This window comes from Halomonas icarae, from assembly GCF_009901955.1.
Classification (GTDB): Bacteria; Pseudomonadota; Gammaproteobacteria; order Pseudomonadales; family Halomonadaceae; genus Halomonas; species Halomonas icarae.
In genome coordinates this window covers 2,966,256-2,992,600 of the sequence record NZ_WUTS01000001.1, presented here as the reverse complement: position 1 = coordinate 2,992,600, position 26,345 = coordinate 2,966,256, and the positions used below count along the sequence as shown (strand labels likewise).

25 protein-coding genes are annotated in these 26,345 nt (G+C 66.4%); 16 read left to right on the top strand and 9 right to left on the bottom strand.

The genetic code is table 11. From position 1 onward, the window contains the following. Window positions 1-2 precede the first annotated feature (2 nt). The 3 genes from thrC (at window position 3) to GRB80_RS13635 (ending at window position 4,089) form a co-directional block, all read left to right on the top strand. Window positions 3-1,391 carry a threonine synthase gene (gene thrC / locus GRB80_RS13645; RefSeq protein WP_161423934.1) on the top strand — a complete coding sequence of 463 codons (1,389 nt, stop codon included), beginning with the start codon at window positions 3-5 and terminating at the stop codon, window positions 1,389-1,391. A gap of 206 nt (window positions 1,392-1,597) precedes the next feature. Beyond that, window positions 1,598-3,391 (top strand): single-stranded-DNA-specific exonuclease RecJ, encoded by a 1,794-nt coding sequence (locus GRB80_RS13640; RefSeq protein WP_374708601.1) that lies wholly within the window; start codon window positions 1,598-1,600, stop codon window positions 3,389-3,391. Window positions 3,392-3,471: 80 nt separating this feature from the next. Beyond that, window positions 3,472-4,089, top strand: coding sequence for a YitT family protein (locus GRB80_RS13635; protein ID WP_132044522.1), 618 nt, complete (start codon window positions 3,472-3,474; stop codon window positions 4,087-4,089). 83 nt (window positions 4,090-4,172) lie between these two features. On the opposite strand, the gene GRB80_RS13630 is transcribed toward GRB80_RS13635, so the two are convergent. Together GRB80_RS13630 and GRB80_RS13625 are read right to left on the bottom strand one after the other, a co-directional pair. Beyond that, on the bottom strand, window positions 4,173-6,764 hold the full coding sequence (locus GRB80_RS13630; RefSeq protein ID WP_161423932.1) for a heavy metal translocating P-type ATPase: 2,592 nt from the start codon (window positions 6,762-6,764) through the stop codon (window positions 4,173-4,175). Further along, window positions 6,761-7,222 (bottom strand): MerR family transcriptional regulator, encoded by a 462-nt coding sequence (locus GRB80_RS13625; RefSeq protein WP_161423931.1) that lies wholly within the window; start codon window positions 7,220-7,222, stop codon window positions 6,761-6,763. The genes GRB80_RS13630 and GRB80_RS13625 overlap by 4 nt, the downstream gene beginning before the upstream one ends. Window positions 7,223-7,538: 316 nt before the next feature. Here GRB80_RS13625 and GRB80_RS13620 point away from each other — a divergent pair, with 316 nt between their 5' ends. From GRB80_RS13620 to GRB80_RS13585, 8 genes are all read left to right on the top strand, one after another. Then, window positions 7,539-8,891, top strand: coding sequence for an OmpP1/FadL family transporter (locus GRB80_RS13620; protein WP_161423930.1), 1,353 nt, complete (start codon window positions 7,539-7,541; stop codon window positions 8,889-8,891). A 196-nt stretch (window positions 8,892-9,087) separates the two neighbouring features. Then, a protein-coding gene (gene prfB, locus GRB80_RS13615; RefSeq protein ID WP_161423929.1) for a peptide chain release factor 2 occupies window positions 9,088-10,186 on the top strand; the annotation gives its coding sequence in 2 pieces (ribosomal slippage) (window positions 9,088-9,162 and window positions 9,164-10,186; 1,098 coding nt in all). 159 nt (window positions 10,187-10,345) lie between these two features. Next, window positions 10,346-11,896 (top strand): lysine--tRNA ligase, encoded by a 1,551-nt coding sequence (gene lysS, locus GRB80_RS13610; protein ID WP_132044512.1) that lies wholly within the window; start codon window positions 10,346-10,348, stop codon window positions 11,894-11,896. A 79-nt stretch (window positions 11,897-11,975) separates the two neighbouring features. Further along, the gene (locus GRB80_RS13605; protein ID WP_132044510.1) at window positions 11,976-12,362 is read left to right on the top strand and encodes a hypothetical protein; all 387 of its coding nucleotides are present in this window, start codon (window positions 11,976-11,978) and stop codon (window positions 12,360-12,362) included. Window positions 12,363-12,438: 76 nt separating this feature from the next. Then, the gene (locus GRB80_RS13600) at window positions 12,439-13,821 is read left to right on the top strand and encodes an MFS transporter (protein ID WP_161423928.1); all 1,383 of its coding nucleotides are present in this window, start codon (window positions 12,439-12,441) and stop codon (window positions 13,819-13,821) included. An 82-nt stretch (window positions 13,822-13,903) separates the two neighbouring features. After that, window positions 13,904-14,212, top strand: coding sequence for a BolA family protein (locus GRB80_RS13595; protein WP_161423927.1), 309 nt, complete (start codon window positions 13,904-13,906; stop codon window positions 14,210-14,212). Continuing rightward, window positions 14,209-15,030 carry a hypothetical protein gene (locus GRB80_RS13590; protein ID WP_161423926.1) on the top strand — a complete coding sequence of 274 codons (822 nt, stop codon included), beginning with the start codon at window positions 14,209-14,211 and terminating at the stop codon, window positions 15,028-15,030. Before GRB80_RS13595 ends, GRB80_RS13590 begins: the two co-directional genes overlap by 4 nt. 19 nt (window positions 15,031-15,049) lie before the next feature. Then, a complete protein-coding gene (locus GRB80_RS13585; RefSeq protein WP_309663442.1) occupies window positions 15,050-15,502 on the top strand; it encodes a GNAT family N-acetyltransferase in 453 nt (150 codons plus the stop codon). An 18-nt stretch (window positions 15,503-15,520) separates the two neighbouring features. Here GRB80_RS13585 and GRB80_RS13580 read toward each other — a convergent pair whose 3' ends face one another. Together GRB80_RS13580 and rsmD are read right to left on the bottom strand one after the other, a co-directional pair. Further along, window positions 15,521-15,715, bottom strand: a complete 195-nt coding sequence (locus GRB80_RS13580) for a cell division protein ZapB (RefSeq protein WP_132044500.1) — start codon at window positions 15,713-15,715, stop codon at window positions 15,521-15,523. A gap of 97 nt (window positions 15,716-15,812) precedes the next feature. Next, window positions 15,813-16,469: a 16S rRNA (guanine(966)-N(2))-methyltransferase RsmD gene (gene rsmD, locus GRB80_RS13575; protein WP_161423924.1), complete on the bottom strand. Its 657-nt coding sequence runs from the start codon at window positions 16,467-16,469 to the stop codon at window positions 15,813-15,815. A gap of 89 nt (window positions 16,470-16,558) precedes the next feature. On the opposite strand from rsmD, the gene ftsY reads away from it, so the two are divergent. The 4 genes from ftsY (at window position 16,559) to rpoH (ending at window position 20,543) form a co-directional block, all read left to right on the top strand. Continuing rightward, window positions 16,559-17,881: a signal recognition particle-docking protein FtsY gene (gene ftsY / locus GRB80_RS13570; RefSeq protein WP_161423923.1), complete on the top strand. Its 1,323-nt coding sequence runs from the start codon at window positions 16,559-16,561 to the stop codon at window positions 17,879-17,881. Further along, window positions 17,878-18,546, top strand: a complete 669-nt coding sequence (gene ftsE, locus GRB80_RS13565; RefSeq protein WP_161423922.1) for a cell division ATP-binding protein FtsE — start codon at window positions 17,878-17,880, stop codon at window positions 18,544-18,546. Before ftsY ends, ftsE begins: the two co-directional genes overlap by 4 nt. After that, entirely contained in the window at window positions 18,543-19,517 is a 975-nt protein-coding gene (gene ftsX, locus GRB80_RS13560; protein ID WP_161423921.1) for a permease-like cell division protein FtsX, read from the top strand. The genes ftsE and ftsX overlap by 4 nt, the downstream gene beginning before the upstream one ends. Before the next feature lie 159 nt (window positions 19,518-19,676). Then, entirely contained in the window at window positions 19,677-20,543 is an 867-nt protein-coding gene (gene rpoH / locus GRB80_RS13555; RefSeq protein ID WP_161423920.1) for an RNA polymerase sigma factor RpoH, read from the top strand. 99 nt (window positions 20,544-20,642) lie between these two features. On the opposite strand, the gene slmA is transcribed toward rpoH, so the two are convergent. From slmA to coaBC, 5 genes are read right to left on the bottom strand one after another with little or no spacing between them, the layout of a single operon-like run. Continuing rightward, a complete protein-coding gene (gene slmA / locus GRB80_RS13550; protein ID WP_161423919.1) occupies window positions 20,643-21,254 on the bottom strand; it encodes a nucleoid occlusion factor SlmA in 612 nt (203 codons plus the stop codon). A 7-nt stretch (window positions 21,255-21,261) separates the two neighbouring features. Further along, a complete protein-coding gene (gene argB / locus GRB80_RS13545; protein ID WP_132042902.1) occupies window positions 21,262-22,161 on the bottom strand; it encodes an acetylglutamate kinase in 900 nt (299 codons plus the stop codon). 14 nt (window positions 22,162-22,175) lie between these two features. Next, window positions 22,176-23,576 (bottom strand): phosphomannomutase/phosphoglucomutase, encoded by a 1,401-nt coding sequence (locus GRB80_RS13540; RefSeq protein WP_161423918.1) that lies wholly within the window; start codon window positions 23,574-23,576, stop codon window positions 22,176-22,178. A gap of 44 nt (window positions 23,577-23,620) precedes the next feature. Continuing rightward, window positions 23,621-24,118, bottom strand: a complete 498-nt coding sequence (gene dut, locus GRB80_RS13535) for a dUTP diphosphatase (RefSeq protein ID WP_161423917.1) — start codon at window positions 24,116-24,118, stop codon at window positions 23,621-23,623. Between the two features lie 44 nt (window positions 24,119-24,162). Next, window positions 24,163-25,416 carry a bifunctional phosphopantothenoylcysteine decarboxylase/phosphopantothenate--cysteine ligase CoaBC gene (gene coaBC / locus GRB80_RS13530; RefSeq protein ID WP_161423916.1) on the bottom strand — a complete coding sequence of 418 codons (1,254 nt, stop codon included), beginning with the start codon at window positions 25,414-25,416 and terminating at the stop codon, window positions 24,163-24,165. 141 nt (window positions 25,417-25,557) lie between these two features. On the opposite strand from coaBC, the gene radC reads away from it, so the two are divergent. Next, complete coding sequence (radC, locus tag GRB80_RS13525; protein WP_132042894.1) at window positions 25,558-26,232, top strand: RadC family protein; 675 nt, start codon at window positions 25,558-25,560, stop codon at window positions 26,230-26,232. The last annotated feature ends 113 nt before the right edge of the window (window positions 26,233-26,345 follow it).

Genomic DNA, 26,345 nt, shown 5'->3' with positions numbered 1-26,345 from the left:
CCATGCGCTATATCAGTACCCGCGGGCAGGCGCCCGCACTCTCCTTCGAGGAGGTCGTGCTTACCGGCATGGCCAGTGATGGTGGCCTCTACGTGCCCGAGCATGTGCCCGAGCTCTCGCAGGATGAGCTGGCGGCCATGGCCGGTCTCTCCTATGCCGAGATCGCCTTCCGGGTGATGAAGCCCTTCGTCAACGGCGAGATCGATGACGAGACCTTCCGCGGGATCGTGAAGGAGGCGTATGCCACCTTCAGTCACGATGCCGTGGTGCCGCTCAATCAGCTTGACGCCAACCACTTTCTGCTCGAGCTGTTCCACGGTCCGACCCTGGCCTTCAAGGATGTCGCCCTGCAGCTGCTGGGTCGCATCCTCGACCACTTTCTCAAGAAGCGTGGCGAGCGGGCGGTGATCATGGGGGCGACCTCTGGCGATACCGGCTCGGCGGCCATCGAGGGCTGCCGCCACTGCGACAACCTCGATATCTTTATCCTCCATCCGCACAATCGGGTGTCGGAGGTGCAGCGTCGCCAGATGACCACGGTGCTGGCGGACAACGTCTTCAACGTCGCCATCGAGGGCAACTTCGACGACGCCCAGGCGATGGTCAAGGCGAGCTTCGCCGATCAGGACTTCCTGAACGGTACCCGGCTGGTGGCGGTAAACTCCATCAACTGGGCGCGCATCATGGCCCAGATCGTCTACTACGTGGCCTCCGCCGTGGCCCTGGGAGCGCCCCAGCGCAAGGTGAGCTTCTGTGTGCCATCGGCCAACTTCGGCAATGTCTTCGCCGGCTACATGGCCTATCGCATGGGCCTGCCGGTCGAGCGCTTCGTGATTGCTACCAACGCCAACGACATCCTGCACCGCACCCTGGCCGCCAACGACTTCTCGAAGAAGGAGCTGGTGGCCACGCTCGCGCCCTCCATGGATATCGTGGTCTCCTCGAACTTCGAACGCCTGCTGTTCGAGGCGTATGATCGCGACGGCAAGGCCGTGGATGCCCTGCTTGAGCGCTTCCAGGCCGAGCCCACGGCCCTGGCCGAGGCACCGCTATCGCGCCTGCGTGAGCGCTTCGCCAGCCACAGCGTCGATGACAGCACCATTCTGGAGGTGATCCGCGAGGCGCACCATCGCACCCAGGAGATCCTCGACCCGCACACCGCCACCGGCTACCGCGCCGCCGAGCGCGAACGGGGTGACGAGAGCGTACCGATGATCACCCTGGCCACCGCGCACCCGGCCAAGTTCGCCGAGGCGGTGGTCAAGGCCGGTTTCCCGGGGGTACCGCTGCCGCCGCATATGGACGACCTGCTGGAGCGTGAGGAGCGCTACACGGTGTTGCCGGCGGAGCTTTCTGCGGTGCAACGGTTCGTCGCCGAGAATCGCCGCTGAGGTCGGAAGCCGGAAGTCGGAAGCGTAAGTAGCGAGGGGCGCCGGGGACAGGTCTGGAGGGGGTCTTTTTCCAGGGAAGGAAAAAGTAGCGTACAGGGAGGTATTCACAGCGCCCCCGAACAGGCCTTTCGCCGGATCAGCCCCGAGCGAGCTGTTACCTCTACTCAACCGTCCGCGATAACCCGCAGGAGCCTGGCTTGAACGCCATACGCGACCCCAACGATCTGAACGAGCGCCTGAGGCCGCGCATCCTGCCGCGGCCCCGGGATGCCGCGCTCTATGCTCGCGCCCAGCGAGAAGGGCTCAGCGAGCTTCAGGCTCGGGTGCTGGCCGGGCGTCTGCCGGGCTATCGGGGGGAGCTTGATCCGCTGGTCTCGCCCAGCCTGCGACATTTGGCCCACCCCGAGAAGCTGGCCGATGGCCGGCGTGCCGCCGAGCGCATCGCTCAGGCGGTGGTCGACGGCGAGCATATCGGCATCCTGACCGACTACGATGTCGACGGCATCACCTCCCATGTGGTGATTCGGCGCACCCTGCACGAGCTGTTCGGCGTGCCGGAGGCGAAGCTGCACAGCCTGATTGGTCATCGTATCCATGACGGCTACGGCATCAGTCTGCCGCTGGTGGAGCGAGCCCTGGCCCTCAAGCCGCGGCCCAGCCTGGTGATTACCGCCGACTGTGGCAGCAGCGACGAGCCGCGTATCGCACGCTTGGCGGCCCAGGGCATCGAGGTGGTGGTCAGCGACCACCACGCGCTGCCGGTGGAGGGGCCACCGCCCTCGGCGCGTGCCGTGGTCAACCCGACTCGCGACGACTGCGACTACCCCGACCCGACCATCGCCGGCTGCATGGTGGCCTGGCTGGTCATGTCGCTGACCCGCAGCGTGTTGATCGAGTGGGGTGTGCTGGCCCAGGCGACGCCCAAGCTCTCGCCCTGGCTCTCCTATGTGGCGCTGGGCACCGTGGCGGACTGTGTCTCCCTGGGGGGCAGCCCCGCCAACCGCGCGGTGGTAACCCACGGTCTGGCGTTGATCAACCGCATGGAGGCGGCCTGCTGGCGAGCCATGGCGCAGCGGCTGGGCGCCGATAGCGTGCCCTTCGACGCCGAGACCCTGGGGTTCCAGATGGGGCCGCGGATCAACGCTCGTTCGCGCCTCGATGACCCTTATGCCGCGTTGCACTTCATGCTGGCGGCGGATGATGTCTCGGCGGCGCGGCACTTGGACACGCTGGATCAGGACAACCAGTCTCGCAAGGCGATCGAGGCCGACATGGCCGAGGAGGCGCGAGCGCTGGCGATGCCGGCGCTGAGTGCCAATGAACCGGCCGTCGTGGTCTTTCTGGAGGATGGGCATGCGGGGGTGCAGGGCATCGTCGCCTCCAGGCTGGTGCAGGCCTACGGCCGCCCGGCGCTGGTGCTCACGCCGGCGGCCGCCCCCGGCATGCTGACCGGTTCGGGGCGCTCCATCGAGGGGCTGCATCTGCGAGATGCCCTGCAGCGCACCTTCGAGCTTGCCCCCGAGGCGTTGCCGCGTTTCGGAGGGCATCGTGGGGCGGCCGGCGTCGGCGTGCCCGCCGAGCAGCTCGATGCCTTCAAGGCCGCCTTTCTAATGGCGGTGGCCGAACAGCTGGGCGAGGCCGAGCTCTATCCCAGGATCCTGACCGATGGCGACCTGGCCCCCGAGCAGCTGAGCCTCGCGACCCTCGAGGAGCTGCAGGCGGTAGGGCCCTTCGGTCGTGAGTTCGATCCGCCGCTGTTTCAGGGCGAGTTTGTCGTCGAGCGCCTGCGCCCGGTGGGTGCCGACGGCACTCACCTGATGCTGGAGCTATCACTGGGGGCGGTAACCCATCGGGCGATCTGGTTCCGGGCACTGACGCCTGGCGAGGTGCCGGCCTTCGGCGTGGGTGATCGGCTGCGCTGTGCCTACAAGCTCAACCGCAATCGCTGGCGGGGTCGCGAGAACCTGCAGCTGATGATCGAACACGCCGAGCAGGGCTGAGACATCGAATCCAGGCAGGCGCCGGGGGCGGCGCTTCGATACACTGCGTCGCGTCCCCTTTCCTGACCCAGAGAGTCGCGATGGAGCCCCAGGTATCCCCCTCATCCCCGCATCGTCCCTATGAGGACGCCCTGGCACTGCTGCTCGGTACCTTGTTCGTGGCCCTCGGGGTGGCCTTCTACACCCAGGCCACGCTGCTCACCGGCAGCACCGCCGGCATGGCCTTCCTGCTGCAGTACGCTACCGGCTGGTCCTTCGGCGTCTGGTTCTTCCTGATCAATCTGCCGTTCTACTGGCTGGCCATCAAGCGCATGGGCTGGTCGTTCACATTGCGTACCTTCGCCGCCATCGGGCTGGTGTCGCTGTTTTCCGAGCTTACCGGCCGCTGGATCAGCATCGATTCGCTGGCACCCTTCTATGGAGCGCTGATGGGCGGCTGCCTGATCGGCATCGGCATGCTGATCCTGTTTCGCCACCGCGCCAGCCTCGGAGGGGTCAATATCCTGGTGCTCTATCTCCAGGATCGCTATGGGCTGCGTGCCGGCTATGTGCAGCTGGCGATCGACGGGGTCATCATGCTGGTCGGCCTGGCGCTGCTGCCGGCCGACCGGGTGGGGCTGTCGGTACTCGGGGCGGTGGCGCTCAACCTGATCATCGCGCTGAACCACAAGCCGGGGCGCTATATGGGGGTCAGCTGAGACGGCAGCGGCTCAGCCGCTGCCCCAGAACCACCAGGCGATCAGACCGATCAGGGCGAGTCCTGCCAGATTGACGATCCAGCTCATGACGTAGCCTCCTTGTGCTGGCTGCTGTTCTCTTCGCCGCCCCCGGACTCGCCGGAGGGGCTGAACAGCCGCAGCCGGTTGGCGTTGCTGACCACGGTGATCGAGGAGAGCGACATCGCCGCCCCGGCGATCATCGGCGACAGCAGGGTGCCGGTGATGGGGTAGAGCACCCCGGCGGCGATGGGGATGCCCAGGGTGTTGTAGCCGAAGGCGCCCACCAGGTTCTGCTTGATATTGGCAAGCGTCGCGCGGCTGATCTCGATGGCGGCGGCCACGCCATGCAGCGAGCCGCGTACCAGGGTGATGCCGGCGCTCTCGATGGCCACATCGGTGCCCTGGCCGATGGCGAAGCCGACATCGGCCTGGGCCAGGGCCGGGGCGTCGTTGATGCCGTCGCCGACCATGCCGACCACCTCGCCTTCACCCTGCAGGCGCTCGATCTCGGCGTGCTTGTCCTCGGGCAGCAGGCCGGCGCGGAACTCATCGATGCCCACGGCGCGGGCAATGGCCCGGGCGGTGTGCTCGTTATCGCCGGTCAGCATCACCACCTTTAGGCCGTCGTCCTGCAGGCGCTTGACCGCCTCGACGGTGTCGTGGCGTAGCGGGTCGCTGATGCCGAATAGCGCCGTGAGGCTGCCGTCCACCGCCAGGTAGACCACGGTGCGTGCTTTCCTCTCCAGCTCCTCGGCGCTGTGACGTGCCTTGCCGAGGTCGATACCGGCCTCCTCCAGCAGTCGAGCATTGCCCAGCAGCAGTGCCCTGCCGTCTAGGGTGTCGGCCTTGACCCCGCCCCCGGTGACACTTTCGAAGTTCTTGATCTCGGCGGGTTCGGCAACGGCCTCCTCGGCCCGTTCCTCAGAATAGGCCAGCAGGGCCGCGGCCAGGGGGTGCTCCGAACCACGCTCCAGGGCCGCTACTAGGCCGAGTTGCTTCGCGTCGTCGCCAGCGAGGCCCGCGTCTGAGAAAAAATGGGTCTCGGTGACCTGCGGCTTGCCTTCAGTCAGGGTGCCGGTCTTGTCCACCACCAGGGTGGTGAGGCGGCTGGCCGTCTGCAGGGCGTCACCGCTTCTGACCAGTACGCCGTGCTCGGCGGCCTTGCCCACACCGATCATGGTGGAGATCGGCGTGGCCAGGCCCAGGGCGCAGGGGCAGGCGATGATCAGCACCGTGGTGGCGGTCACCAGCATATGCAATATCCGCGGCTCGGGGCCGACGTTGTACCAGACCAGGGCGGTAAGCACGGCGATGATCATCACCGAAGGCACGAAGATGCTCGATATTCTGTCGGCCAGCTGGCCGATGGGGGGGCGCGAGTTCTGGGCGCTGGCCACCTGCTCGGTGATGCGTCCCAGGCGAGTGTCGGCGCCGACGCGGGTGGCGCGATAGACCAGCGAACCCTTGCCGTTGACGGTACCGGCGCTTACCTCATCGTCCTGCGCCTTGCTGACCGGAAGGGGCTCGCCGGTGAGCATCGACTCGTCGATATGGCTCTGGCCCTCGATCACCTCGCCATCCACCGGCAGGCGCTCGCCGGGGCGCACGCGGATATGGTCACCTTCGCGCACCTCATCGATCTCGACCTCACGCTCCTCGCCGTCACGGATCACGCGTGCGGTGCGGCTCTGCAGGTCGAGCAGGCGCTTCAGGGCGTCGCTGGTACGTCCTCGGGCGCGCAGCTCCAGGGCGTTACCCAGCAGCACCAGGCCGATGATCATCGAGGAGGCCTCGAAATAGATGCCGCGGGCCATCTCCGGCAGCCAGGGAGCGAAGGCCACCACCGCCATGGAGTAGGCCCAGGCGGTACCGGTTCCCATGGCGATCAGGGTGTCCATATTGGCCTGATGGTGTCGAAAGTTCTTCCAGGCGTTGACGAAGAAGTGGCGGCCGGGGAGGGCCATGACCGCCAGCGTCAGCCCGCCGATCAGCATCCAGAAGAGTCGGCCTGCGCCCTCCGGCTGAGGGTGGAAGACGAACATGCTGATCATCAGCGGGATGGCCAGTGCCAGTGACCAGACGCTGCCTCGCAGCAGGCGACGATACTCACGCTGGCCGCGCTGGGCTCTGGCCTCCTCGGCCTGGCGAAGGTCGTGGATGGGGTCGGCGCTATAGCCCACTGACTCCACGGCCTGGACCATCGCCTCCTCGGTAGCGCTGCCCTGTACCTGGGCGGTATGGGTGCCGAAGTTGACGGTGGCCGAGACCACGCCCGGGGTGCGCTCCAGCACCTGCTGTACGCTCTTCACGCAGCTGGCGCAGGTCATGCCGCCGATGGCGAGCCGTCGAGTGGTGGCGCGCTCGCCGCTGCCAGCGTCTGGTTCGGCCGGTGCCTCGCCGCCAGGAGCATCGGCTTGCCTGATAGGGGCCTCTTCTTCGCCGGATGCCGCTGCCCCCTCCGCCGGATAGCCGGCCTCGCTCAACACGCGGTCCAGTGTCTGGCCATCCAGCCGGGTTACCACGTCAAGGCGCTTCTCCGCCGGCACACCGACCACCTCGGCGTTCGGGTCCTCGGCCTGAATCGCCTCGCGCATGCGTTTGACGCAGCCCTGGCAGCTCATGCCGGGGATCTGGCGTTCGAGGGTGGCGTTCATGGCTCCTCCTTGGGGGCGTGCTCGTCGGCGCGATGCCTTGCATCGCCCCGCAGCGGTTCGGGAAAGCTCTCGATCAGCCGGCACAGGCTGTGGCCGTCCGGGGTGCCATCGGGCATGTCGGCCCAGGTCTCCAGTGCCTGCTCCATGCGTTCGGCCAGCGCCTGAAGCTCGGCGATGCGCGCATGGATCTGTGGCAGGCGACTGGCCAGCAGGTCGCGCACCATGGGGCAGGGAGAGTCGCCGTGATCGGCGTGGTCGAGGATCTCGCGTATCTCGGCCACACCGAAGCCCAGGGTGCGGGCGCGCTGAATAAAGCGCAGTCGCTCCAGGTCGGCCTGGGTGAATAGCTGGTAACCGTTGTCGGGGTGGCGCTCGGGATGCAGAAGCCCTTCACGTACATAGTGGCGCACGGTCTCGGCGGTAACCCCGGCCCCCTTCGCCAGTTCACTGACCTTCATGACGGTGTCTCTCGAGAGTGGCATGCCTGCAGTGTAAAACCTTTGGGTTACCCAAGGGTCAAGCCGTCCCGAGTCAGGGCGCGCGTCGTTGCGGCATATCCCGTGAGGTGTTGTGTAACCCACTGAAAGTTCACAACATCAAACAGCTGTGCGACCAAAGTATTAGTGTATTCGACATTAAAACGGTCGTTTGGGGTTGAAACAAGCGTTGGCATACGCGAAAAGGGGAGGGCACGCGCCCGCCTCCGGGGAGAGGCAATACCAGCGCCAACGTAACAATCGTACCGCAACAACCGCACCGCAAGGGATGGATCTCATGAAGAACAAGTTCAATCGCCTGACGCTCGCCGCCGCCGTGGCGGCCGCCGCATTTGCCAGCCAGGCCCAGGCCGGGGGCTTCCAGCTTAACGAGCAGAGCGTCAGCGGCCAGGGCTATGGTCATGCCGGGCGCAGCTCCAACGTCAACGACGCCACCATCGTCTTTGGCAACCCGGCAGGGATGTCGTTCCTGGATCGCGCCCAGCTCTCTGCCGGTGCCACCTATCTGGTTGTCAATAACGATATCAGCAACGTTACCGCTACGCGTAACGTTGATGCTGGTATCCTTGGCGGCGGCATGCCAAATGGTGTTCAGGTGCCGGTCGGTGAGATTCCCGGTGGTAATGAGGGCGATATGGTAGGCAACAAGGCGGTGCCCTTCGCCTTCTATGCACATCCGGTCAATGACAGGCTGGCCTTCGGCTTCGGGGTTTATGCGCCCTTTGGCTCCAAGACCGATTATGAGGATGATTTCCAGGGGCGCTACTTCGGCAACTACACCGAGGTCACGGTCGTCAGTGCACAGCCGACGGTCTCCTATCGCTTCAATGACCAGTGGTCGGTCGGCGCCGGTATTACCTACAATCAGGTGGAGGGTGAGCTGCGTCGCCAGATTCCTAGTGTTCAAAGCTATGATCCTGCGGGCGATGTCGATGCACGTGTCGATGGCGATGATGAGGCCTGGGGATATAACCTGGGGGTCATGTATCGGCCGGTGCCGGAGACGACCCTTGGGCTGACGTATCGCTCCGAAGTCGAATATGAGCTTGAGGGGGATTTCAAGGCCATCGACCCGATGGGCAATATCGTCAGGTCTGACAATGCTTCTCTCGATCTGACTACTCCCGAAACCGTCAACTTCTCCGTGACCCAGCAGATGACTGATAGGCTCAAGCTGATGTTCGGTGCCTCCTGGTCACGCTGGAGCAAGTTCCAGGAGATCCGCGTCATCGGTGATGCCATTCCGGTCATCACCGATGAGACACAGAACTACAGCAACGCCTGGGCCTTCGCAGTGGGTGGGCAGTATCAGCTGAACCCGCAGTGGGTGCTGCGTGCCGGCCTGACCTTGGATGAGACCCCGAGCAACGACCGGCATCGCAGCGTGCGTATTCCCTCCGATGATCGCCGAATCTTCTCGCTTGGCGCCGGTTGGACGCCGACCGACTCTCTCACGATCGACTTTGCGTACTCCTACCTCACCGAGCAGGCCACTCGCATCGAACAGAACCGCACAGACCACCTGGCAAGTCCAGCAACCGGCGGTGTACCGGTTGGGGGCACCACTTACGCAGCTGACTACAAGAACGAGGCCCATGGCTTCGGCGCCCAGCTGACTTACCGCTTCTAAGCGAGAGTCTGCCAAGCGCAGGACAGAGACCCCGGCCCAGGCCGGGGTCTTGGCGTCTGGGTCGTGCGAGTGGGGCGGATGGGTGCGGCTCGCCGCGGCTTTCGCTACAATGGCCGTCTTTTCCGTGCCGCTGCGGGCCGCACTCCTGCCCGCCCGCGACGGCCGTACGTCCACCCGAATTCAGGCGAGACGCCCCATGCTGGAAACCAACCCGATTCACAACCTCATCAAGGACCTGTCTGAGCGGACAGACGTCCTGAGGGGGTATCTTTGACTATGCCGAAAAGAAGGATCGGCTAGAGGAAGTTACCCGCGAGCTGGAAGACCCCAATGTCTGGAACGATCCGGACTATGCCCAGAAGCTGGGCAAGGAGCGCGCTTCCCTCGAGACCATCGTGGCCACCATCGACGAGCTGGACCAGGGGCTGGGCGATAGTCGCGACCTGCTGGAGCTGGCCGAGATGGAGGATGACGAGGCCACCGTCGCCGAGGTGGAGAAGGAGCTCCAGGGCTTCCATGCCAGCCTCGAGAAGCTCGAGTTTCGGCGGATGTTCTCCGGCGAGATGGACGAGAACAACGCCTATCTCGATATCCAGGCCGGTTCCGGCGGGACCGAGGCCCAGGACTGGGCGAACATCCTGCTGCGCATGTACCTGCGCTGGGCCGAGCATCATGGCTTCAAGGCCGATATTACCGAGCTCTCCGCCGGCGATGTGGCGGGCATCAAGTCGGCCACCCTGCATATTCAGGGTGATCATGCCTTCGGCTGGCTGCGCACCGAGACCGGCGTGCACCGCCTGGTCCGCAAGAGTCCCTTCGACTCCGGCGGTCGCCGCCATACGTCGTTCGCGTCGGTGTTCCTCTCCCCGGAGATCGATGACAGCTTCGAGGTCGATATCAATCCCTCGGACCTGCGCGTCGACACCTACCGCTCCAGCGGCGCCGGCGGTCAGCACGTCAACACCACCGACTCGGCGGTGCGCATCACCCATGAGCCCACCGGTATCGTGGTGGCCTGTCAGAGCCAGCGTAGCCAGCATGCCAACCGCGACTTCGCCATGAAACAACTCAAGGCGAGGCTGTGGGAGCATGAGATGGAGAAGCGCAACGCTGCCAAGCAGGAAGCCGAGGACTCCAAGTCCGATATCGGCTGGGGCAGCCAGATCCGCTCCTATGTGCTGGATGATCAGCGCATCAAGGACCTGCGTACCGGTGTACAGACCAGCAACTGCGACAAGGTGCTGGACGGCGATCTGGATCAGTTTATCGTCGCCAGCCTCAAACAGGGTCTATAGCCTGCTGCGCTCGCCGACGCGCCCCCGCCCCTCTGCTCGAGATGTCCATCGGCCCGAGTCGATGCCGCTCTCCGCAGAGGGGCGGCTTGTATCGGCGTCGCTTGCACGGCTCTAGATGCGTCTCAGCTTTCGTATTCGAGATTTCCAACAGGTAGCGATATGGCCAACGAGAGTCCCTCAGCGGAAAGCCCGCAGAACGAAGAGAACCGCTTGATCGCCGAGCGCCGCGCCAAGCTGGCGGCACGCCGCGAGCGGGCCGCCGCCCAGGGCGAGAGCGCCTTCCCCAACCATTTCCGTCGTGACAGCCAGGCCGCCGAACTCGAGGCGGCACTGGGTGACAAGGACAAGGCCGAGCTCGAGGCGCTGGGCCACCAGGCCAGTGTGGCCGGCCGTATCATGCGCAAGCGTGGTCCCTTTATCGTTATTCAGGATGTCAGCGGCCAGATTCAGCTCTACGTCGACAAGAAGGGACTGCCGGCCGAGCTGCTCGAGGAGATCAAGGGCTGGGACATCGGCGATATCGTCGCCGGGCGTGGCCCGGTGCACAAGTCGGGCAAGGGTGACCTCTATGTGATGATGGAAGAGGCGGTGCTGCTCACCAAGAGCCTGCGGCCGCTGCCCGACAAGTTCCACGGCCTCACCGATATGGAGGCGCGTTATCGTCAGCGCTATGTGGACCTGATCATGAACCCTGACTCGCGCCAGGTGTTCGAGACCCGTGCCGGGGTCATCAGTGCCATGCGTCGCTTCTTCGAGGCGCGCGGCTTCATGGAGGTGGAGACCCCCATGCTGCAGGCGATCCCTGGTGGTGCCACGGCACGCCCCTTCGTGACCCACCACAATGCGCTGGACCAGGACATGTACTTGCGCATTGCGCCGGAGCTCTACCTCAAGCGCCTGGTGGTGGGGGGCTTCGAGAAGGTCTTCGAGATCAACCGCAACTTCCGTAACGAGGGGCTCTCCACGCGCCACAACCCCGAGTTCACCATGATCGAGTTCTATCAGGCCTATGCGGATTACCATGACCTGATGGATCTGACCGAGGAGATGTTGCGTACCCTGACCCAGGAGGTGCTGGGCAGCACCACCGTGGTCAACACCGTGCGCAATCGTGATGGCGAGGTGCTGGAAACCTTCGAGTACGATTTCGGCCAGCCGCTGCGTCGCCTGAGCGTGTTCGACGCAATTCTCGAGTACAACCCCGATATCCACGCCGATTCGCTGGCCGACGAGGCCGCGGCGCGTCAGATCGCCGAACGCCTGGATATCGACGTCAAGGATGGCTGGGGGCTGGGCAAGATCCAGATCGAGATCTTCGAGAAGACCGTGGAGCATCGTCTGCAGCAGCCCACCTTTATCACCGAGTATCCCACCGAGGTGAGTCCTCTGGCGCGGCGCAAGGATGCCAACCCCTTCGTCACCGAGCGTTTCGAGTTCTTCGTCGGGGGGCGCGAGATCGCCAACGGCTTCTCCGAGCTCAACGACGCCGAGGATCAGGCCGAGCGTTTCCGCGAGCAGGTGGCCGAGAAGGAGGCCGGCGACGACGAGGCGATGTACTTCGACGCCGATTATGTGCGGGCTCTCGAATATGGTCTGCCGCCCACCGCCGGCGAGGGCATCGGCATCGACCGTCTGGTGATGCTGCTGACCGATAGCGCCTCGATCCGCGATGTGCTGCTGTTCCCTGCCATGAGGCCAGAAGTCGAGTAGAGGAGCGGTTCGGGAAGCATTGGTAAACGCCGTGGGTAGCGCCCATAATGGTCAGCGTTTCGACGTCGAGGAGACCGCCATGAAACTGCTCAACCGCTCTGCCCTGAGCGTCCGCCCGACCCAGCACTTCGTGGATTGGATCAATGGGCTCGAGCCCACCCTCGGCAACGAGGACCTGACGCTGGCCGACGTCGAACACGAGAGCACCATCTACCTGATCCCGGAGATGGATACCCCTGAGGCCCTGCAGGGCTTCGTGCGTGAGCGCTACCTCGAGATCCTCGAGACCGAGCTCCGCGCCTGGGAAGAGGATCAGCGGCAGTGGCCCGAGGTCCTCGACTGGCCGCTGTTTCAGCGCTTCCTGCAGCTCGAGCACAGCTATCTCGCCATCGACCTGGATGATGAGGCGGCGCTGGAGATCTCCGAGATCGACGATAGCCTGCTGCTGGAGACCGACCAGGACTGACGCCTGATCGGAGATTCGCGAGAGAAACCGGCTTCGGCCGGTTTCTTCGTTAACAGACCCTGATGCGGAACATGGAATGAGCCGACTGTTCGAGACGCGCCCCGATGATGATGGCCTGCCGGGGCCCGAGCGACGCCTGGCGGTGCTGGCGCTGATCCTCGGTACCCTGATGGCGGTGGTGGATACCACCATGGTCAATATCGCGCTGCCCTCCATCGCCACCGGCCTCGAGGTGTCGGCGTCGCGTGTGGTATGGGTCACCAACCTCTTCCAGGTCAGCTCGGCCGCCTTCCTGCTGGTCTTCGCCGCCCTGAGCGAGCTGCTGAGCCGACGCCGGCTCTATGTGGCGGGGGTGGCGGTATTCACCCTGGCGGCGCTGGGCAGCGCCCTCTCGACCACTCTCGAGAGCCTGCTGGTCTTTCGTGCCCTGCAGGGACTTGGCGCGGCGGCGACACTCTCCATCGGCCCCTCGATCTATCGCCAGGTCTTTCCGACGCGGCTGCTGGGAAGCGCCCTGGGACTCTCGGCCATGGTCGTGGCGGGGGGCTATGCTGCCGGCCCGGCGATCGGTGGAGCCCTGCTCTCGGTGGCCGACTGGCCATGGCTGTTTGCGCTGCACCTGCCGCTTGGTGCGGTAGCGGTGGTGCTGGCCTGGAGGGCACTGCCGCGTGAAGCGGCGCGCCCCGGTGGCTTCGACTGGCAGGGGGCGCTGCTCTCGATCACCATGCTCGGCGGCCTCTTCGTCGCCATGGATGGCCTCGGTCATGGCATGGCGGCCTGGGCCCTGGCGGCCTGGCTGGGCACCAGTCTGGTGGCGGCTCTGCTGTTCGTGCGTCGCCAGCGACGTGCCACTCACCCGTTGCTGCCGCTGGTGATCTTTGCCGAGCGGCGCTTCAGCCTGGCGCTGGCCGCTCAGGGGAGTGCCTTCATCGGGCAAGGGCTCGCCTTCGTGGCGCTCTCCTTCCTGTTCCAGCAGCAGATGGGGTTCTCTCCCCTCGAGACCGCCTGGCTCTTCACCCCCTGGCCGCTGGCGATCATGCTGGTGGGGCCGCTGGCGGGCCGGCTGGCCGACCGGGTGAACCCCTCCCTGCTGGCGTCGCTGGGCCTGCTGCTGCTGATGGGGGGGCTGTCTGCCCTGGCCTGGCTCGATGCCGAGGCCGGGGTGATCGAGGTGCTGTGGCCCATGGCGCTGTGCGGTATGGGCTTCGGGCTCTTTCAGCCGCCCAACAACCGCGAGCTGATCGGTAGCGTACCGCTGTCGCGCAGCGCCAATGCGTCCGGGGTCATGAGCACGTCGCGTACCGTGGGGCAGTCGCTGGGGGTGGCCCTGGTCGGCGCCTTCCTGGCCGCCGGCGTGGCGGTGCAGGCCACGCTATGGCTCGGTGCCCTGACGACCCTGGCCGCCCTGTTGTTCAGCCTGCTGCGAATTCCGCTTGCCGCAGCCGCCCGGCGTGGATAGCGTCGCCGGGTCGCGGTGCATCGTTCGCCTTGCCTATAGCGAGTACAATGGGTGTTTCACTTCACCATTTTGGGAAGCCGCCATGAGCATCCAGTCAAGCATCGAAGAGAAGCTCCAGGCCCTCGAGCCCGCCTTTCTACAGGTGGAGAACGAGAGCCATCGGCACGCCGTGCCGCCCAACTCCGAAACCCACTTCAAGGTGACGCTGGTCAGCGAGCGCTTCGAGGGTCTGATGCCGGTCAAGCGCCATCAGCAGCTCTACGCGCTGTTGGCCGATGAGCTGGCCGGGCCGGTGCATGCCCTGGCACTGCACCTCTATACGCCCCAGGAGTGGCAGGCCAGCGGCCAGGCGCGTCCCGACTCGCCGGACTGCCGGGGCGGCGGCCGGTGACCAGCGAGCCGCAGCGCCTCCAGTATCTGGAGGCGATGGGTCTGACCGCCTGGGTGGCGCGCTATGCGCTGCCCAATGCGCATCCCACGCCGGCCTGTGAGTGGGAGCTGCCCGAGCGGCCTCCCGAGGTCGGGCATGGTCAGCGCCTGCAGGCGCTGCTGGATGAGGCGCGGGAGCAACCGGCGGCCCCGCCGGCCGAGAGCCCAGCTCAGGAGCGCACCGAGCGCGTGCCGCGTCCTGGCAAGGCGCGAGCGGCCTTGCTGGGCGATATGGCGCCTCTCGAGGAGGTCAGTGCCGAGGCCGAACCGTCGCGCGCGATGGCCGATGAGGCGCCCCGGGAAGCCCTGCGCTTCGCCTTTCAGGTGGCCTGCCTGGAGGGGCGCTGGCTGCTGGTGCTGCCGGGCGACCAGGCACCGGGGCGTCTTCAGCTGATGTTGCTCGCCAATCTCCTGCGCGCCGCAGGTATCGAGTCGCCGCCCCCGGTGTTTCAGGACTTTCGCTGGCCACTGCAGGAGGGACTTCCGGTACAGGAGCCTCTGGTGGAGGCCCGGGAGGGGCTGAAGGCCTTTGTGGCCGGGGCCAGCAGGCGCGGCTGGGAGCCTGAGCGGTTGCTGGTGTTCGGCCGGGACGAGGTGCTGGAGCGAGTGCTGTCGCTCGAGGGAGAGCACTGTCCGCTGTTCGGGCTGCCCGCCTGGCAGGGGCCTTCGCTGGCCGAGCTCGTTAATGGCGCCGAGGCCAAGCGCGCACTGCTGCCCCGGTTGCTGGCCCTGGGCGAGGCATGGCGCGAGACACAGGGTGGAGCATCGAGTGAGCAGTGAGGTGTCTGGCGACCGGCCGGTGTTGACGTCCCTGGATGAGGCCGCGCTGGAATCGCTGACGGCCCTGGAAGCCGCCCATGGGTGGGCAACCGCCGGCTCGACGAGCCAGCTCGCGGCAACCCTGCGGTCGTCGACGATGTGGGTGGTGGGCCAGGTGGTCGATGATGTCGTGGTGGGGTATGCCGCGCTGGAGCGGCAGCCCTTCGAGGCCGAGCTGCAGGCGATTCTGGTGGATGCGCGCTGGCGAGGGCGAGGAGTGGCTCGTCGGCTCCTGTCGGAGGTGGTCGAGCAGGCCCGAGTTTGGCGCAGCGAGCGCCTGTTGCTGGAGGTGCGGGCTGGCAATGTCTCGGCCATCGCGCTCTATCGCGCGGCAGGCTTCGCGGAGGACGGCGTTCGCCGCGGATACTATCCGCCCCGGCAGGCCGGGGCGGTCAGGGAAGATGCGTTGCTGATGTCACTGGCGCTGGCGTGAGACCGGCGCGGTGGTGGCTCAGCTCTGGCTGCTGGTATCCAGCTCATCCAGCTTGCCGAGCACGGCGGTCAGACGGCTCTCCCACTCCTCGCGCTCCTGCTTCAGGCGGCTGTTTTCCTCGCGCAGCTCTTCGGCTTCCATCTTAAGCAGTTCCAGGGCCTCCACGGCGCTGGTGACCTTCTGTTCGAGCCGGTTGAAGAGTTCGATGCTCATCCTGTTCTCCTGAGGTGTCGTTCCGGGTGGTCCTTGTGGCCGAGCCGGCGCCCGCAGCGGGCGTTCCAGTCCCGCAGCGTAACGCCGAGCCCCTGGCTCAGCAAGCGTCTTCGGCCGGCGACAGGGCGGTCGCGTCACGCCGATAGAGTCGACCATGGCTGTCGCCGGCGTGAACCTCACGGTGTAGCCGCCAGCTGGGAGGCACCTGCGGGTCGAGCCCGGCTTCGGTTTCCAGATAGATGAAGGCCTCGTCGGTCAGCCAGCCCGATTCCAGCGCGGCACAGCACGGCTCGGCCAGCCCCTGGCGGAAGGGGGGGTCGAGAAAGACCAGAGTGGCCGGGGAGGGCGCATCGCTCAGGAAGCGGTCGACATCGGCGTTGATGACGCGCCCCCGCGATGTGGCCCCCAGGGTGTCGAGGTTCCTGCCCAGCTGGTCGGCCACCCGGGCGTCGCGCTCCACGAAGATGGTCTCGCGGGCGCCGCGCGAGAGCGCTTCCAGGCCGAGGGAGCCGGTGCCCGCGAAGAGGTCAAGCACCCGGGCGCTGGGCAGGGTGGCGGCAAGCCAGTTGAACAGCGTCTCGCGCACTCGGTCTGGCGTGGGACGCAGGCCGGGGCTGTCGAGTACCGGCAGCAGCCGGCGGCGGAAGTCGCCGCCGATGATGCGCAGGCGGCCCGCATGGCGTCGGTCGGAGCTTCGGCGGCCGGCGGTCGTGGGCTTGCCTGAACGGCGTGGGCGTGGGGAGCGTCGAGTCATGACGGGATTGTAACCGGCGACTTGTCCACAGTCATGGTGGGCAGTGGTAGGATGTGACGATTCGTTCATCCGCGAGGCTGATACTGTCCATGTTCGGTTTTTTCAAGCGCAAGAAGAAGCAGGAGCAAGAAGCGATCCGGGAGGAGCAGGAGCTCCAGGACGAGGTCGCTCCGCCCTCCGAAGAGGAGGAGGGCTCCGACCAGGGTGAGCGCCCCGTCGACGAAGAGCACGCCATCGAAGAAGGGCGCGTCGCCGAGACGCAGGCTCGGCCCGAGTCACGCACCGTCGAATCTTCGCCTGCCGAGGTGACAGAGACGTCGGGCGAGGACACGGCCGCCGCCTCGGCGAGCATTGCCCCTGACCCCGTCAGGCAGCAGCCTGTACCCGAGCCCGAGCCCGAGCCCGAGCCCGAGCCCGAGCCCGAGCCCGAGCCCGCCGTGTTGCAGGAGAAGCCTGCCGCCGGCGAGAAGAAGGGCTGGTTCGCGCGCATTCGTTCGGGGCTCGGCAAGACCCGTGCCAACCTGACCGACGGCCTGGCCGATCTGTTTCTGGGCAAGAAGCAGATCGATGATGATCTGATGGAGGATCTCGAGACCCAGCTGCTGATGGCGGATGTAGGGATCGAGGCCACCACCGCGATCATCGATCGCCTGGCCGAGCGTGTCTCGCGCAAGGAACTCAAGGACAGCGACGCGCTCTATCGTGCCCTCCAGGAAGAGCTGGCCCTCATGCTCGAGTCGGTGAGCACGCCCCTGGAGTTGCCACCCAAGGGGGAGGGGCCCTTCGTGATTCTGGTGGTCGGGGTCAACGGGGTGGGCAAGACCACCACCATCGGCAAGCTGACCCAGCGCTTCCAGCGCGAGGGCCGCAGCGTGATGCTGGCCGCCGGCGATACCTTCCGTGCCGCCGCGGTGGAGCAGCTCAAGGTGTGGGGCGAGCGCAACCAGGTGCCGGTGATCGCCCAGCATACCGGTGCCGACAGCGCCTCGGTGGTCTACGATGCGGTGGCGGCCGCCAAGGCACGCGGCGTCGATGTGCTGATCGCCGATACCGCCGGGCGTCTGCACAACAAGGCGCACCTGATGGAGGAGCTCAAGAAGGTCCACCGTGTGATGGGCAAGCTCGATGCCAGTGCACCCCATGAGGTGATGCTGGTGCTCGATGCCGGTACCGGGCAGAACGCTCTCTCCCAGGCCAGCACCTTCAACGAGGCTGTGCCAATCACGGGAGTGACGCTGACCAAGCTGGATGGCACCGCCAAGGGGGGCATCATCTTCGCCCTGGCCAAGCAGCTGGGCACCCCGATCCGCTTTATCGGTGTCGGCGAGACACTGGACGACCTTCGCCCCTTCGTGGCCGGCGAGTTCGTCGATGCGCTGTTCGACCGTGAGAGGAACGACGCCCAGGGATGATCGTCTTCGAGCACGTCGGCAAGCGCTACGGTGGGCGCTTCGAGGCCCTCGCCAATCTCGACTTCCGCGTGCATCGCGGCGAAATGCTGTTCCTGACCGGCCATTCGGGGGCCGGCAAGAGCTCCCTGTTGCGCCTGATCATGCGCCTGGAGCGCCCCACCCGGGGACGCATTCTGGTCGCCGGCCACGATATCGACCGGCTCCACCCCAGCCAGGTGCCGTTCTATCGCCGCCAGATCGGCGTGGTCTTTCAGGATCACCAGCTGCTCCATGACCGCTCGATCTTCCATAACGTGGCGCTCCCCCTGACGATCCAGGGGGTCGAGCCCCGCGAATCGGCGCGCCGGGTGCGCGCCGCACTGGACAAGGTCGGGCTGCTGCACCGTGAGAAGGCACTGCCGATCGAGCTCTCCGGTGGTGAGCAGCAGCGTGTGGGCATCGCCCGTGCCGTGGTCAACAAGCCGGCGCTGCTGCTCGCCGACGAGCCGACCGGCAACCTCGACCCCCAGCTCTCTGCCGACATCATGACGCTGTTCGAGGACTTCAATCGCATCGGCACCACGGTGATGATCGCCAGCCACGACCTGGCGCTGATCGCGCGATTGCAGCATCGCACCCTGCGCCTGCGCGAGGGTCGCCTGGTGGGCGACCGGGAGGCCGCATGAGTCGTCGCCCCGCGCCCTCTCCACGGGGTGCTCGCACCCACCGCACACGCTCCTCGAGTCGCCTCCGCGGCTGGTTGCGCCACCACCGGGCGATGTGTCTGGACAGCGCCTGGCGGCTGCTGCGAACGCCCGTCGCCAGCCTGGTGACCATGCTGGCCATCGCCATCGCCATGGTGCTGCCCGCGGGGCTGTGGCTGACCCTGGACAGTGCGCGACTGCTCGATGCCGAACTGACCGAGAGCGCGACCCTCACTGTCTACCTCGCGCCTGGGGTTGGCGATGGGGAAGCGGCACGCATCGACGAGGCCTTGGGCGCTCAGCCCGGCGTGGCCCGCACCCGGTTGATCACCGCGGCCGAGGGCATGGCGGAGTTTCAGCAGGCGCTGGGGCTGGAGGATGCCCTGGGGCGCCTCGATGACAATCCTCTGCCGGCCAGCGTGGTTGTGACGCCCGAAGCCCCGGCACCGGAGGCCGTCCGCGCGCTGGCCGAGTCGCTGGCGGCGGTTCCCGGGGTAGAGGAGGTGCGCCTGGACCTGGCCTGGATCGAACGGCTGCGCAGCCTGGCCGAGCTCGGCCAGCGCGTGACGTTGGCGCTGGCGGTGCTGTTCGGGGGAGGTGTGCTGCTGGTGGTAGGCAATACCATCCGCCTGGCGGTTGAGAGTCGTCGCAAGGAGATCGAAGTGGTCACCTTGATCGGCGCCACCCATGGCTTCGTGCGCCGCCCCTTCCTCTACAGCGGGGCCTGGTATGGCCTGGGTGGTGGCCTGCTGGCCTGGGGGCTGCTGACCCTGGGAGGGGAGTGGCTGGCGACACCGGTCTCGGCCCTGGCGGCCAGCTACGGCGCCAGTTTCAGCCTGCCGAGGCTGGGGGTAGGCGGTTCCGCTTTCCTGGTGGGGTGTAGTATGCTGTTGGGCTGGTTGGGTGCCTGGATTGCGGTCAGCCGCCACCTCGCCGAGGTGAAGCCGCGCTGATACCTGGGCGCCGTGTTGATTGACCCGTCGGGTAGACGGGACTTGAAATTTCGCGGAACCTTACATTGTTTCTGGTGTCTTAGGTGCCGCACGCACAACGCATAGACACCATAACGTATAGACACGCACGAATGGGCTGATTGAGGAGACATCCTGCACATGAGCAACAGTCTTCTTCCGGTGGGCCAACTCTCCCCGGGGCACGACCTCAACGGATATATCCGGGCGGTGACCGGCATTCCGATGCTGACCCCCGATGAAGAGAGGGAGCTGGCCTTCCAACTGCATGACGAGGGCGATCTGGAGGCGGCGCGCCGCCTGGTACTGTCGCACCTGCGCTTCGTCGTGCATATTGCCCGCAGCTATTCCGGCTATGGCCTGCCCCAGGCGGACCTGATTCAGGAGGGTAATGTCGGCCTGATGAAGGCGGTCAAGCGATTCGACCCCAATCAGGGGGTGCGGCTGGTCTCCTTCGCCGTGCACTGGATCAAGGCGGAGATTCACGAGTTCGTATTGCGCAACTGGCGTATCGTGAAGATCGCCACCACCAAGGCCCAGCGCAAGCTGTTCTTCAACCTGCGCAGCGCCAAGAAGCGCCTGGCCTGGCTCAACAGCGATGAGGTCGAGGCGATTGCCAAGGATCTCGACGTCAAGCCCGAGGTGGTGCGTGAGATGGAGGGCCGCCTGGCTTCCCATGATGCCGGTTTCGATGCGGCGCCCGGTGAGGACGATGAGAGCAACTGGCAGGCGCCGGTGCATTATCTCGATGACGCCTCCGCCGACCCGGCCGTTCAGCTCGAGGCGAGCGACTGGGAGGGGGATTCCACCCGCCGTCTGCAGCAAGCGATGGAGGGGCTGGACGAGCGTTCGCGCGATATCCTGCGGCGTCGCTGGCTCACCGAGCCCAAGGCCACCCTGCATGACCTGGCCGATATCTATGGCGTCTCCGCCGAGCGTATCCGTCAGCTCGAGAAGAATGCCATGAAGAAGATCAAGCAGCAGATCGGTGATGCCCTGGTGGCCTGACGCCCCTGAGTGACACGCCTGACGTTGCCACCAAGTCCCACAGAGCCCCCGCCGGAGTGTATCCGGCGGGGGCTCTGGCGTCTCTGGCGGGGGTTGAGCCTACGCTGGCTGCGGGCTTTCCCTGAGCAGCTGGTTGGAGAGCAGCAACCACTGCTCCTTCCAGTGCTCGGTGGGGCGGCGCTTGAAGTCACTTCTCACGTACTGACTGATGCGCCCCTCGGCGGTGGCCAGCAGCAGGTTGGCGGCGGCCGAGGCGGGCAGAGTGGTGCGCCGCCCCTCGCGCAGTTCGGCCTCGCGCAAGATCTGCTTGAGCTGGGTCTCGAGCCGTTCGAAGAGCTGATGGATACGGACTCGCAGGCGGGCGGTCTCGCCGGTGAGCACCCCGCCGTCGAGCAGTCGCGAGAGGCCAGGGTTCTTCTCGGCGAACCCCAGCAGCAGGGCAAGCAGGGCGGCGCAGCGGGGCAGCGCCTCGTGCTCCTCTTCCAGAATGCGCCCGATGCGGGCAAACAGGGTCTCCTCGATAAACTCGATGAGGCTTTCGAACATGCGGGCCTTGCTGGGGAAGTGGCGATAGAGGGCGGCCTCGGTGACGCCGACCTGCTTCGCCAGGGCAGACACGGTGATACGCTTGCCACTGTCCTCCTCAAGCATCATGGCCAGCGCCTGCAGAATCTGATCGCGACGACTGGGGGTGGGGGTTGCCTGGCTCATGGTGTGATCAGCTTTCGTCGGTGATCAGGGTGCCGACCCCGGCGTTGGTGAAGATCTCCAGCAGGGTGGCGTGAGGGACTCGGCCGTCGATGATATGGGCGCTCTTCACGCCGCCCTTCACCGCCTCCAGGGCGCAGCGAATCTTCGGCAGCATGCCGCCATGGATGGTGCCGTCACTGATCAGTTCATCCACCTGAGTGGTGGTCAGGCCGGTCAGTACCTCGCCGGCGCTGTTCATCAGGCCGGCCACATTGGTCAGCAGCATCAGCTTCTCGGCGCAGAGTGCCTCGGCGACCTTGCCCGCCACCAGGTCGGCGTTGATGTTGTAGCTGTGGCCCGCCTCGTCCACGCCGATGGGGGCGATGACGGGAATGAAGTCGCGGTTGGCGAGCATGTCGATCAGGTCGGTAGAGATATGCTCCACCTCGCCGACATGACCGATATCGATGATCTCGGGGGCGGTCATCTCGGGGGACTGATGCTCGACCTTGAGCTGGCGGGCACGGATCTGGGCACCATCCTTGCCGGTCAGGCCGATTGCCTTGCCGCCGCACTGGTTGATCAGGTTGACGATGCCCTTGTTGACCAGTCCGCCGAGCACCATCTCCACCACATCCATGGTCTCGGCGTCGGTCACCCGCATGCCATTGACGAAGCGTGACTCGATATTGAGCTTGCCGAGCAGCTCGCCGATCTGCGGGCCGCCGCCGTGGACCACCACCGGATTGATGCCCACCTCCTTCATCAGCACGATATCGCGGGCGAAGGAGTCGATCAGGGTGTCCTCGGTCATGGCGTTGCCGCCGTACTTGACGACCACGGTCTTGCCGGAGAAGCGCTGGATGTAGGGCAGTGCCTCGGAGAGGACCTCCACCACCAGGCGCGGGTCACGGGTCTGTTCGGTCATTGCGGGTTCCTTGTTCATGCTTGGAGCGCCAGATCCAGTTCGGGGGCCACCTGGGCCAGGGCGTCGGCGAAGCGCGCCTTGATGCGCTCGAGCGCCGAGTCGCTCTTGCCCTCGAAGCGCAGCACCAGCACCGGGGTGGTGTTGGAGGCGCGGCACAGTCCCCAGCCGTCGGGGTAGTCGACACGGATGCCGTCGAGGGTGGTCTTCACGCCCTCCTCGCCGAAGTTGCCCTCCCGGGCCAGGCGTGCCACCAGATCGAACTTGGTCTCGTCGGTGACGGTGATGTTGATCTCCGGGGTGCCCTTGTCCTGAGGGTAGCGGTCGAAGAAGGCGTCCGCGTCCTGCTCCTGGCGAGCGAGGATCTCCAGCAGGCGGGCGGCGGCGTAGAGGCCGTCATCGAAGCCGTACCAGCGCTCCTTGAAGAAGATGTGGCCGCTCATCTCGCCGGCGAGCAGGGCGCCCGTCTCCTTCATGCGTGCCTTGATCAGCGAGTGGCCGGTACGCCACATCTCGGGCTCGCCACCGGCCTCATCGATCACCCGGGCCAGGTTGCCCGTGCACTTGACGTCGTAGATCACCTTGCCGCCGGGGTTGCGTTCGAGCATGTCCTCGGCGAAGGCCATCATTAGATGGTCCGGATAGATCAGTCGGCCGGAGGGCGTGATCACCCCCAGGCGGTCGCCATCGCCGTCGAAGGCCAGGCCGATGTCGGCGCCGCTCTCCTGCACCGCCTGAACCAGGTCGCGAAGATTCTCGGGCTTGCCCGGGTCCGGGTGATGGTTGGGGAAGGTGCCATCGATCTCGGCGAACAGCGGCAGGGTCTCGACGCCGAGTCTCTCCACCAGTTGCGGGCCGAGCTCGCCCGCCACGCCATTGCCGCAGTCGACCACCGCCTTGAGCGGACGGGGCAGGCGCACGTCGGCCAGGATGCGTGCCAGATAGGCGTCACGCACGTCCACCTCACGCAGGCTGCCCTGGCCCTCGCTCAGGTCGTGCGTGGCGATACGCTCGTGCAGGGCGGTGATCGCCTCGCCCGAGAGGGTCTCGCCGCCCAGCACGATCTTGAAGCCGTTGTAGTCGGGAGGGTTGTGGCTGCCGGTGACCATCACCCCGGAGGTGGCGCCGTCCAGCACGTGGGTGGCGAAGTAGAGGACCGGGGTGGGCACCATGCCGATGTCGATGACGTCGCGGCCGGTAGCGATCAGGCCCCGCACCAGGGCGGCCTTGAGGCGCTCGCCGGAGAGCCGGCCATCGCGGGCAACCACCACGCTGGGCTCCCCGCGGGCGGCGGCCTCGCTGCCGATGGCGCGGCCGATCAGCTCGACGGCGGGCTCGGTGAGGGTGTCGTCGACGATGCCGCGAATATCGTAGGCACGGAAGATGGAGGCGGGTACGGTCTGGCTGTGTTGCGTCATGAAGCGTACGTTCCTGTGAGCGGTGACTGGAGGCGCTGGCTGGGTCAGTGGCGGCCGGAGCTGCCGAAGCCGCCGCTGCCACGCTGGCCGTTACTGTTCTGGGGGCTGCTGCTCTGGCCGGTAGCGAAGTCGTCTACCAGCTCGAGTTCGGCCTGTACCACCGGCACCAGCACGTACTGGGCCAGGCGCTCGAAGGGCTCCAGGGTGAAGTCGGCCTGACCCCGGTTCCAGACCGAGATCATCAGCTCGCCCTGGTAGTCCGAATCGATCAGTCCCACCAGATTACCGAGCACGATGCCGTGCTTGTGGCCCAGCCCCGAGCGGGGCAGGATCAGGCCGGCGAGGGCCGGGTCGGCGATATGAATGGCCAGCCCAGTGCGTACCAGCTCACACTGTCCCGGGCTCAGGGTCAGGGGTTCGTCGAGCAGGGCGCGCAGGTCCATGCCGGCAGAGCCCCGGGTGGCGTAGTGGGGCAGGTAGTCGCGCAGGCGTTCGTCGAGCAGCTTGACGGCCAGGCGGGGCTTGGCATCGGGTTGGGGCATCGGAGGTTCCTGATACGGTTCGGGGTCGTGGATCGGTGGGTGGCTCAGTCGTCGGCTCGCTCGGCCAGGCAGGCCAGGGCACGACGCATGATCGCCTGGGCCATCTCGCGCTTCGGCTGGGGAGCGAGGCTCTCCCGCTCCTCTCCCGCGGCGCCGCGCCAGAGCAGCAGGGCGGCGTTATGATCGCTGCCGAAGCCGAGCCCCTCGCGGGAGACATCGTTGGCGACGATCATGTCGAGCCGCTTGCGAGCCAGCTTGTCGCGGGCATAGCTCGCGACGTCCCGGGTCTCGGCGGCGAAGCCGACCACCAGCGGACGCTGCGGCACCGGCAGTGCGGCCACCGCGGCGATGATGTCGGGGTTCTTGACCAGGCGCAGGGTCAGGACATCCTCGCCCTCGACCTTCTTGATCTTGTGCTCGGCGGCCGCTTCGGCGCGGTAGTCGGCGACCGCGGCGCAGCCGATAAAGATATCGCTCTGCGGGGCGAGTCGCGCCGTCGCCTCATGCATCTCGAGCGCCGTCTCCACCGCGACTCTCTCCACACCGGCCGGACAGGGCAGGGTCACCGGGCCGCTTATCAGCTTGACCCGGGCGCCCAGTGCCGCGGCAGCCGTGGCCAGGGCGTAGCCCATCTTGCCGGAGCTGTGGTTGGAGAGGTAGCGCACCGGGTCCAGGGGCTCCCGGGTCGGGCCGGCGGTAATGGTGATGGTCAGGCCGGTGGCCGACGCGTGATCGGCGGCCTGCGGTGAGAGCAGTGAACCGAGGATCGCCTCGGGCTCCAGCATGCGCCCGGGGCCGGTATCGCCACAGGCCTGATCGCCACTGTCCGGCCCCAGCAGGCGCCAGCCATCCTCGCCGAGACGAGTGGCGTTGCGCCGGGTCGCGGGCTGGCGCCACATGGCCTGATTCATGGCGGGTGCCATGACCTTCTCGGCATCACTGGCCAGGCACAGGGTGGTGAGCAGGTCGTCGGCCATGCCCGCGGCCAGGCGTGCCATCAGATCGGCGGTGGCCGGAGCGATCAGAATGGTGTCGGCCCACTTCGCCAGCTCGATATGCCCCATGCCGGCCTCGGCCTCGGGGTCAAGCAGCGAGGTACGTACGGGCTCACCGGTCAGGGCCTGCAGGGTCAGCGGCGTGATAAAGGCCTGGGCCCCCTCGGTCATGACGACGCGCACTTCGCAGCCCGCCTGTTTGAGCAGACGAGCAAGCAGGGCGCTCTTGTAGGCGGCGATACCGGCACTGATGCCGAGCAGAATGCGGCGGCCTGTGAGTCCGGTTCCGGATAGCGATGACATGGACAGGTTCCCGGCGAGTATCTCAGCCGCCTACCTTACCACTGGCGCCCCACCTTGCGTAGCCGAGCCGGTATGGCAAGCCGGGCTGGCCCTGCAGCAGAGTGACTACACTGAGGGCCAGGCTGAGGGGAGGGGCGAGCGATGTCGATCAAGGACTGGCCTGAGGGGGAGCGCCCCAGGGAGAAACTGCTGGCGCTGGGTGCCGAGGTGCTCTCGGATGCCGAGCTGTTGGCGATCTTTCTGCGGGTCGGCGTGCAGGGCCGTTCGGCGGTGGACCTGGCCCGCGATCTGCTGCTGGAGTTCGGTGGCCTGCGACAGCTGCTGGAGGCCGAGCGCGAGCGCTTCTGTGCGGCGCGGGGCATGGGGGATGCCAAGTATGTCCAGCTTCAGGCCACCCTCGAGCTGTCGCGGCGGCACCTGGCAAGCCAGCTGGCCCGGGGGGAGGCGCTCACCTCGCCGACCCTGGTGCGTGCCTATCTCTCCAGCCAGCTGCGTCACCTGGGGCATGAAGAGTTTGCCGCGCTATTCCTCGATACCCAGCACCGCGTGATTCGCTATGAATCACTGTTCCGCGGCACCCTGGACAGCGCCTCCGTCTATCCTCGCGAGGTGGCGCGGCGTGCCCTGGAGCTGGGCGCCGGGGCGCTTATCCTGGCCCACAACCATCCATCGGGGGTGGCAGAGCCTAGTGACGCCGACCGGCGCATCACCGACCGCCTGTGCGAGGCCCTCGGACTGTTCGAGATCCGCGTACTCGACCACTTCGTGGTCGGGGATGGCGAGGTCGTCTCCTTCGCCGAGCGAGGGTGGCTGTAGGACATGACGCGGGGCGCGACTTGCTCTATAATGTCGCCTCGGCTGCGCCTGGCCCCCGAGAGAGTTGAGTGAAGAGTACGGGGGCTGCCTGCCAAGCACCGGCCCACCATCAG

Coding starts and splice junctions, on each gene's coding strand:
- radC (WP_132042894.1), top strand. CDS start 25,558: ATGTCGATCAAGGACTGGCCTGAGGGGGAGCGCCCCAGGGAGAAACTG.
- thrC (WP_161423934.1), top strand. CDS start 3: ATGCGCTATATCAGTACCCGCGGGCAGGCGCCCGCACTCTCCTTCGAG.
- GRB80_RS13595 (WP_161423927.1), top strand. CDS start 13,904: ATGAGCATCCAGTCAAGCATCGAAGAGAAGCTCCAGGCCCTCGAGCCC.
- slmA (WP_161423919.1), bottom strand. CDS start 21,254: ATGAGCCAGGCAACCCCCACCCCCAGTCGTCGCGATCAGATTCTGCAG.
- rpoH (WP_161423920.1), top strand. CDS start 19,677: ATGAGCAACAGTCTTCTTCCGGTGGGCCAACTCTCCCCGGGGCACGAC.
- GRB80_RS13580 (WP_132044500.1), bottom strand. CDS start 15,715: ATGAGCATCGAACTCTTCAACCGGCTCGAACAGAAGGTCACCAGCGCC.
- GRB80_RS13540 (WP_161423918.1), bottom strand. CDS start 23,576: ATGACGCAACACAGCCAGACCGTACCCGCCTCCATCTTCCGTGCCTAC.
- GRB80_RS13605 (WP_132044510.1), top strand. CDS start 11,976: ATGAAACTGCTCAACCGCTCTGCCCTGAGCGTCCGCCCGACCCAGCAC.
- lysS (WP_132044512.1), top strand. CDS start 10,346: ATGGCCAACGAGAGTCCCTCAGCGGAAAGCCCGCAGAACGAAGAGAAC.
- ftsY (WP_161423923.1), top strand. CDS start 16,559: ATGTTCGGTTTTTTCAAGCGCAAGAAGAAGCAGGAGCAAGAAGCGATC.
- ftsE (WP_161423922.1), top strand. CDS start 17,878: ATGATCGTCTTCGAGCACGTCGGCAAGCGCTACGGTGGGCGCTTCGAG.
- GRB80_RS13600 (WP_161423928.1), top strand. CDS start 12,439: ATGAGCCGACTGTTCGAGACGCGCCCCGATGATGATGGCCTGCCGGGG.
- GRB80_RS13635 (WP_132044522.1), top strand. CDS start 3,472: ATGGAGCCCCAGGTATCCCCCTCATCCCCGCATCGTCCCTATGAGGAC.
- dut (WP_161423917.1), bottom strand. CDS start 24,118: ATGCCCCAACCCGATGCCAAGCCCCGCCTGGCCGTCAAGCTGCTCGAC.
- rsmD (WP_161423924.1), bottom strand. CDS start 16,469: ATGACTCGACGCTCCCCACGCCCACGCCGTTCAGGCAAGCCCACGACC.
- GRB80_RS13620 (WP_161423930.1), top strand. CDS start 7,539: ATGAAGAACAAGTTCAATCGCCTGACGCTCGCCGCCGCCGTGGCGGCC.
- coaBC (WP_161423916.1), bottom strand. CDS start 25,416: ATGTCATCGCTATCCGGAACCGGACTCACAGGCCGCCGCATTCTGCTC.
- GRB80_RS13625 (WP_161423931.1), bottom strand. CDS start 7,222: ATGAAGGTCAGTGAACTGGCGAAGGGGGCCGGGGTTACCGCCGAGACC.
- argB (WP_132042902.1), bottom strand. CDS start 22,161: ATGACCGAACAGACCCGTGACCCGCGCCTGGTGGTGGAGGTCCTCTCC.
- ftsX (WP_161423921.1), top strand. CDS start 18,543: ATGAGTCGTCGCCCCGCGCCCTCTCCACGGGGTGCTCGCACCCACCGC.
- GRB80_RS13630 (WP_161423932.1), bottom strand. CDS start 6,764: ATGAACGCCACCCTCGAACGCCAGATCCCCGGCATGAGCTGCCAGGGC.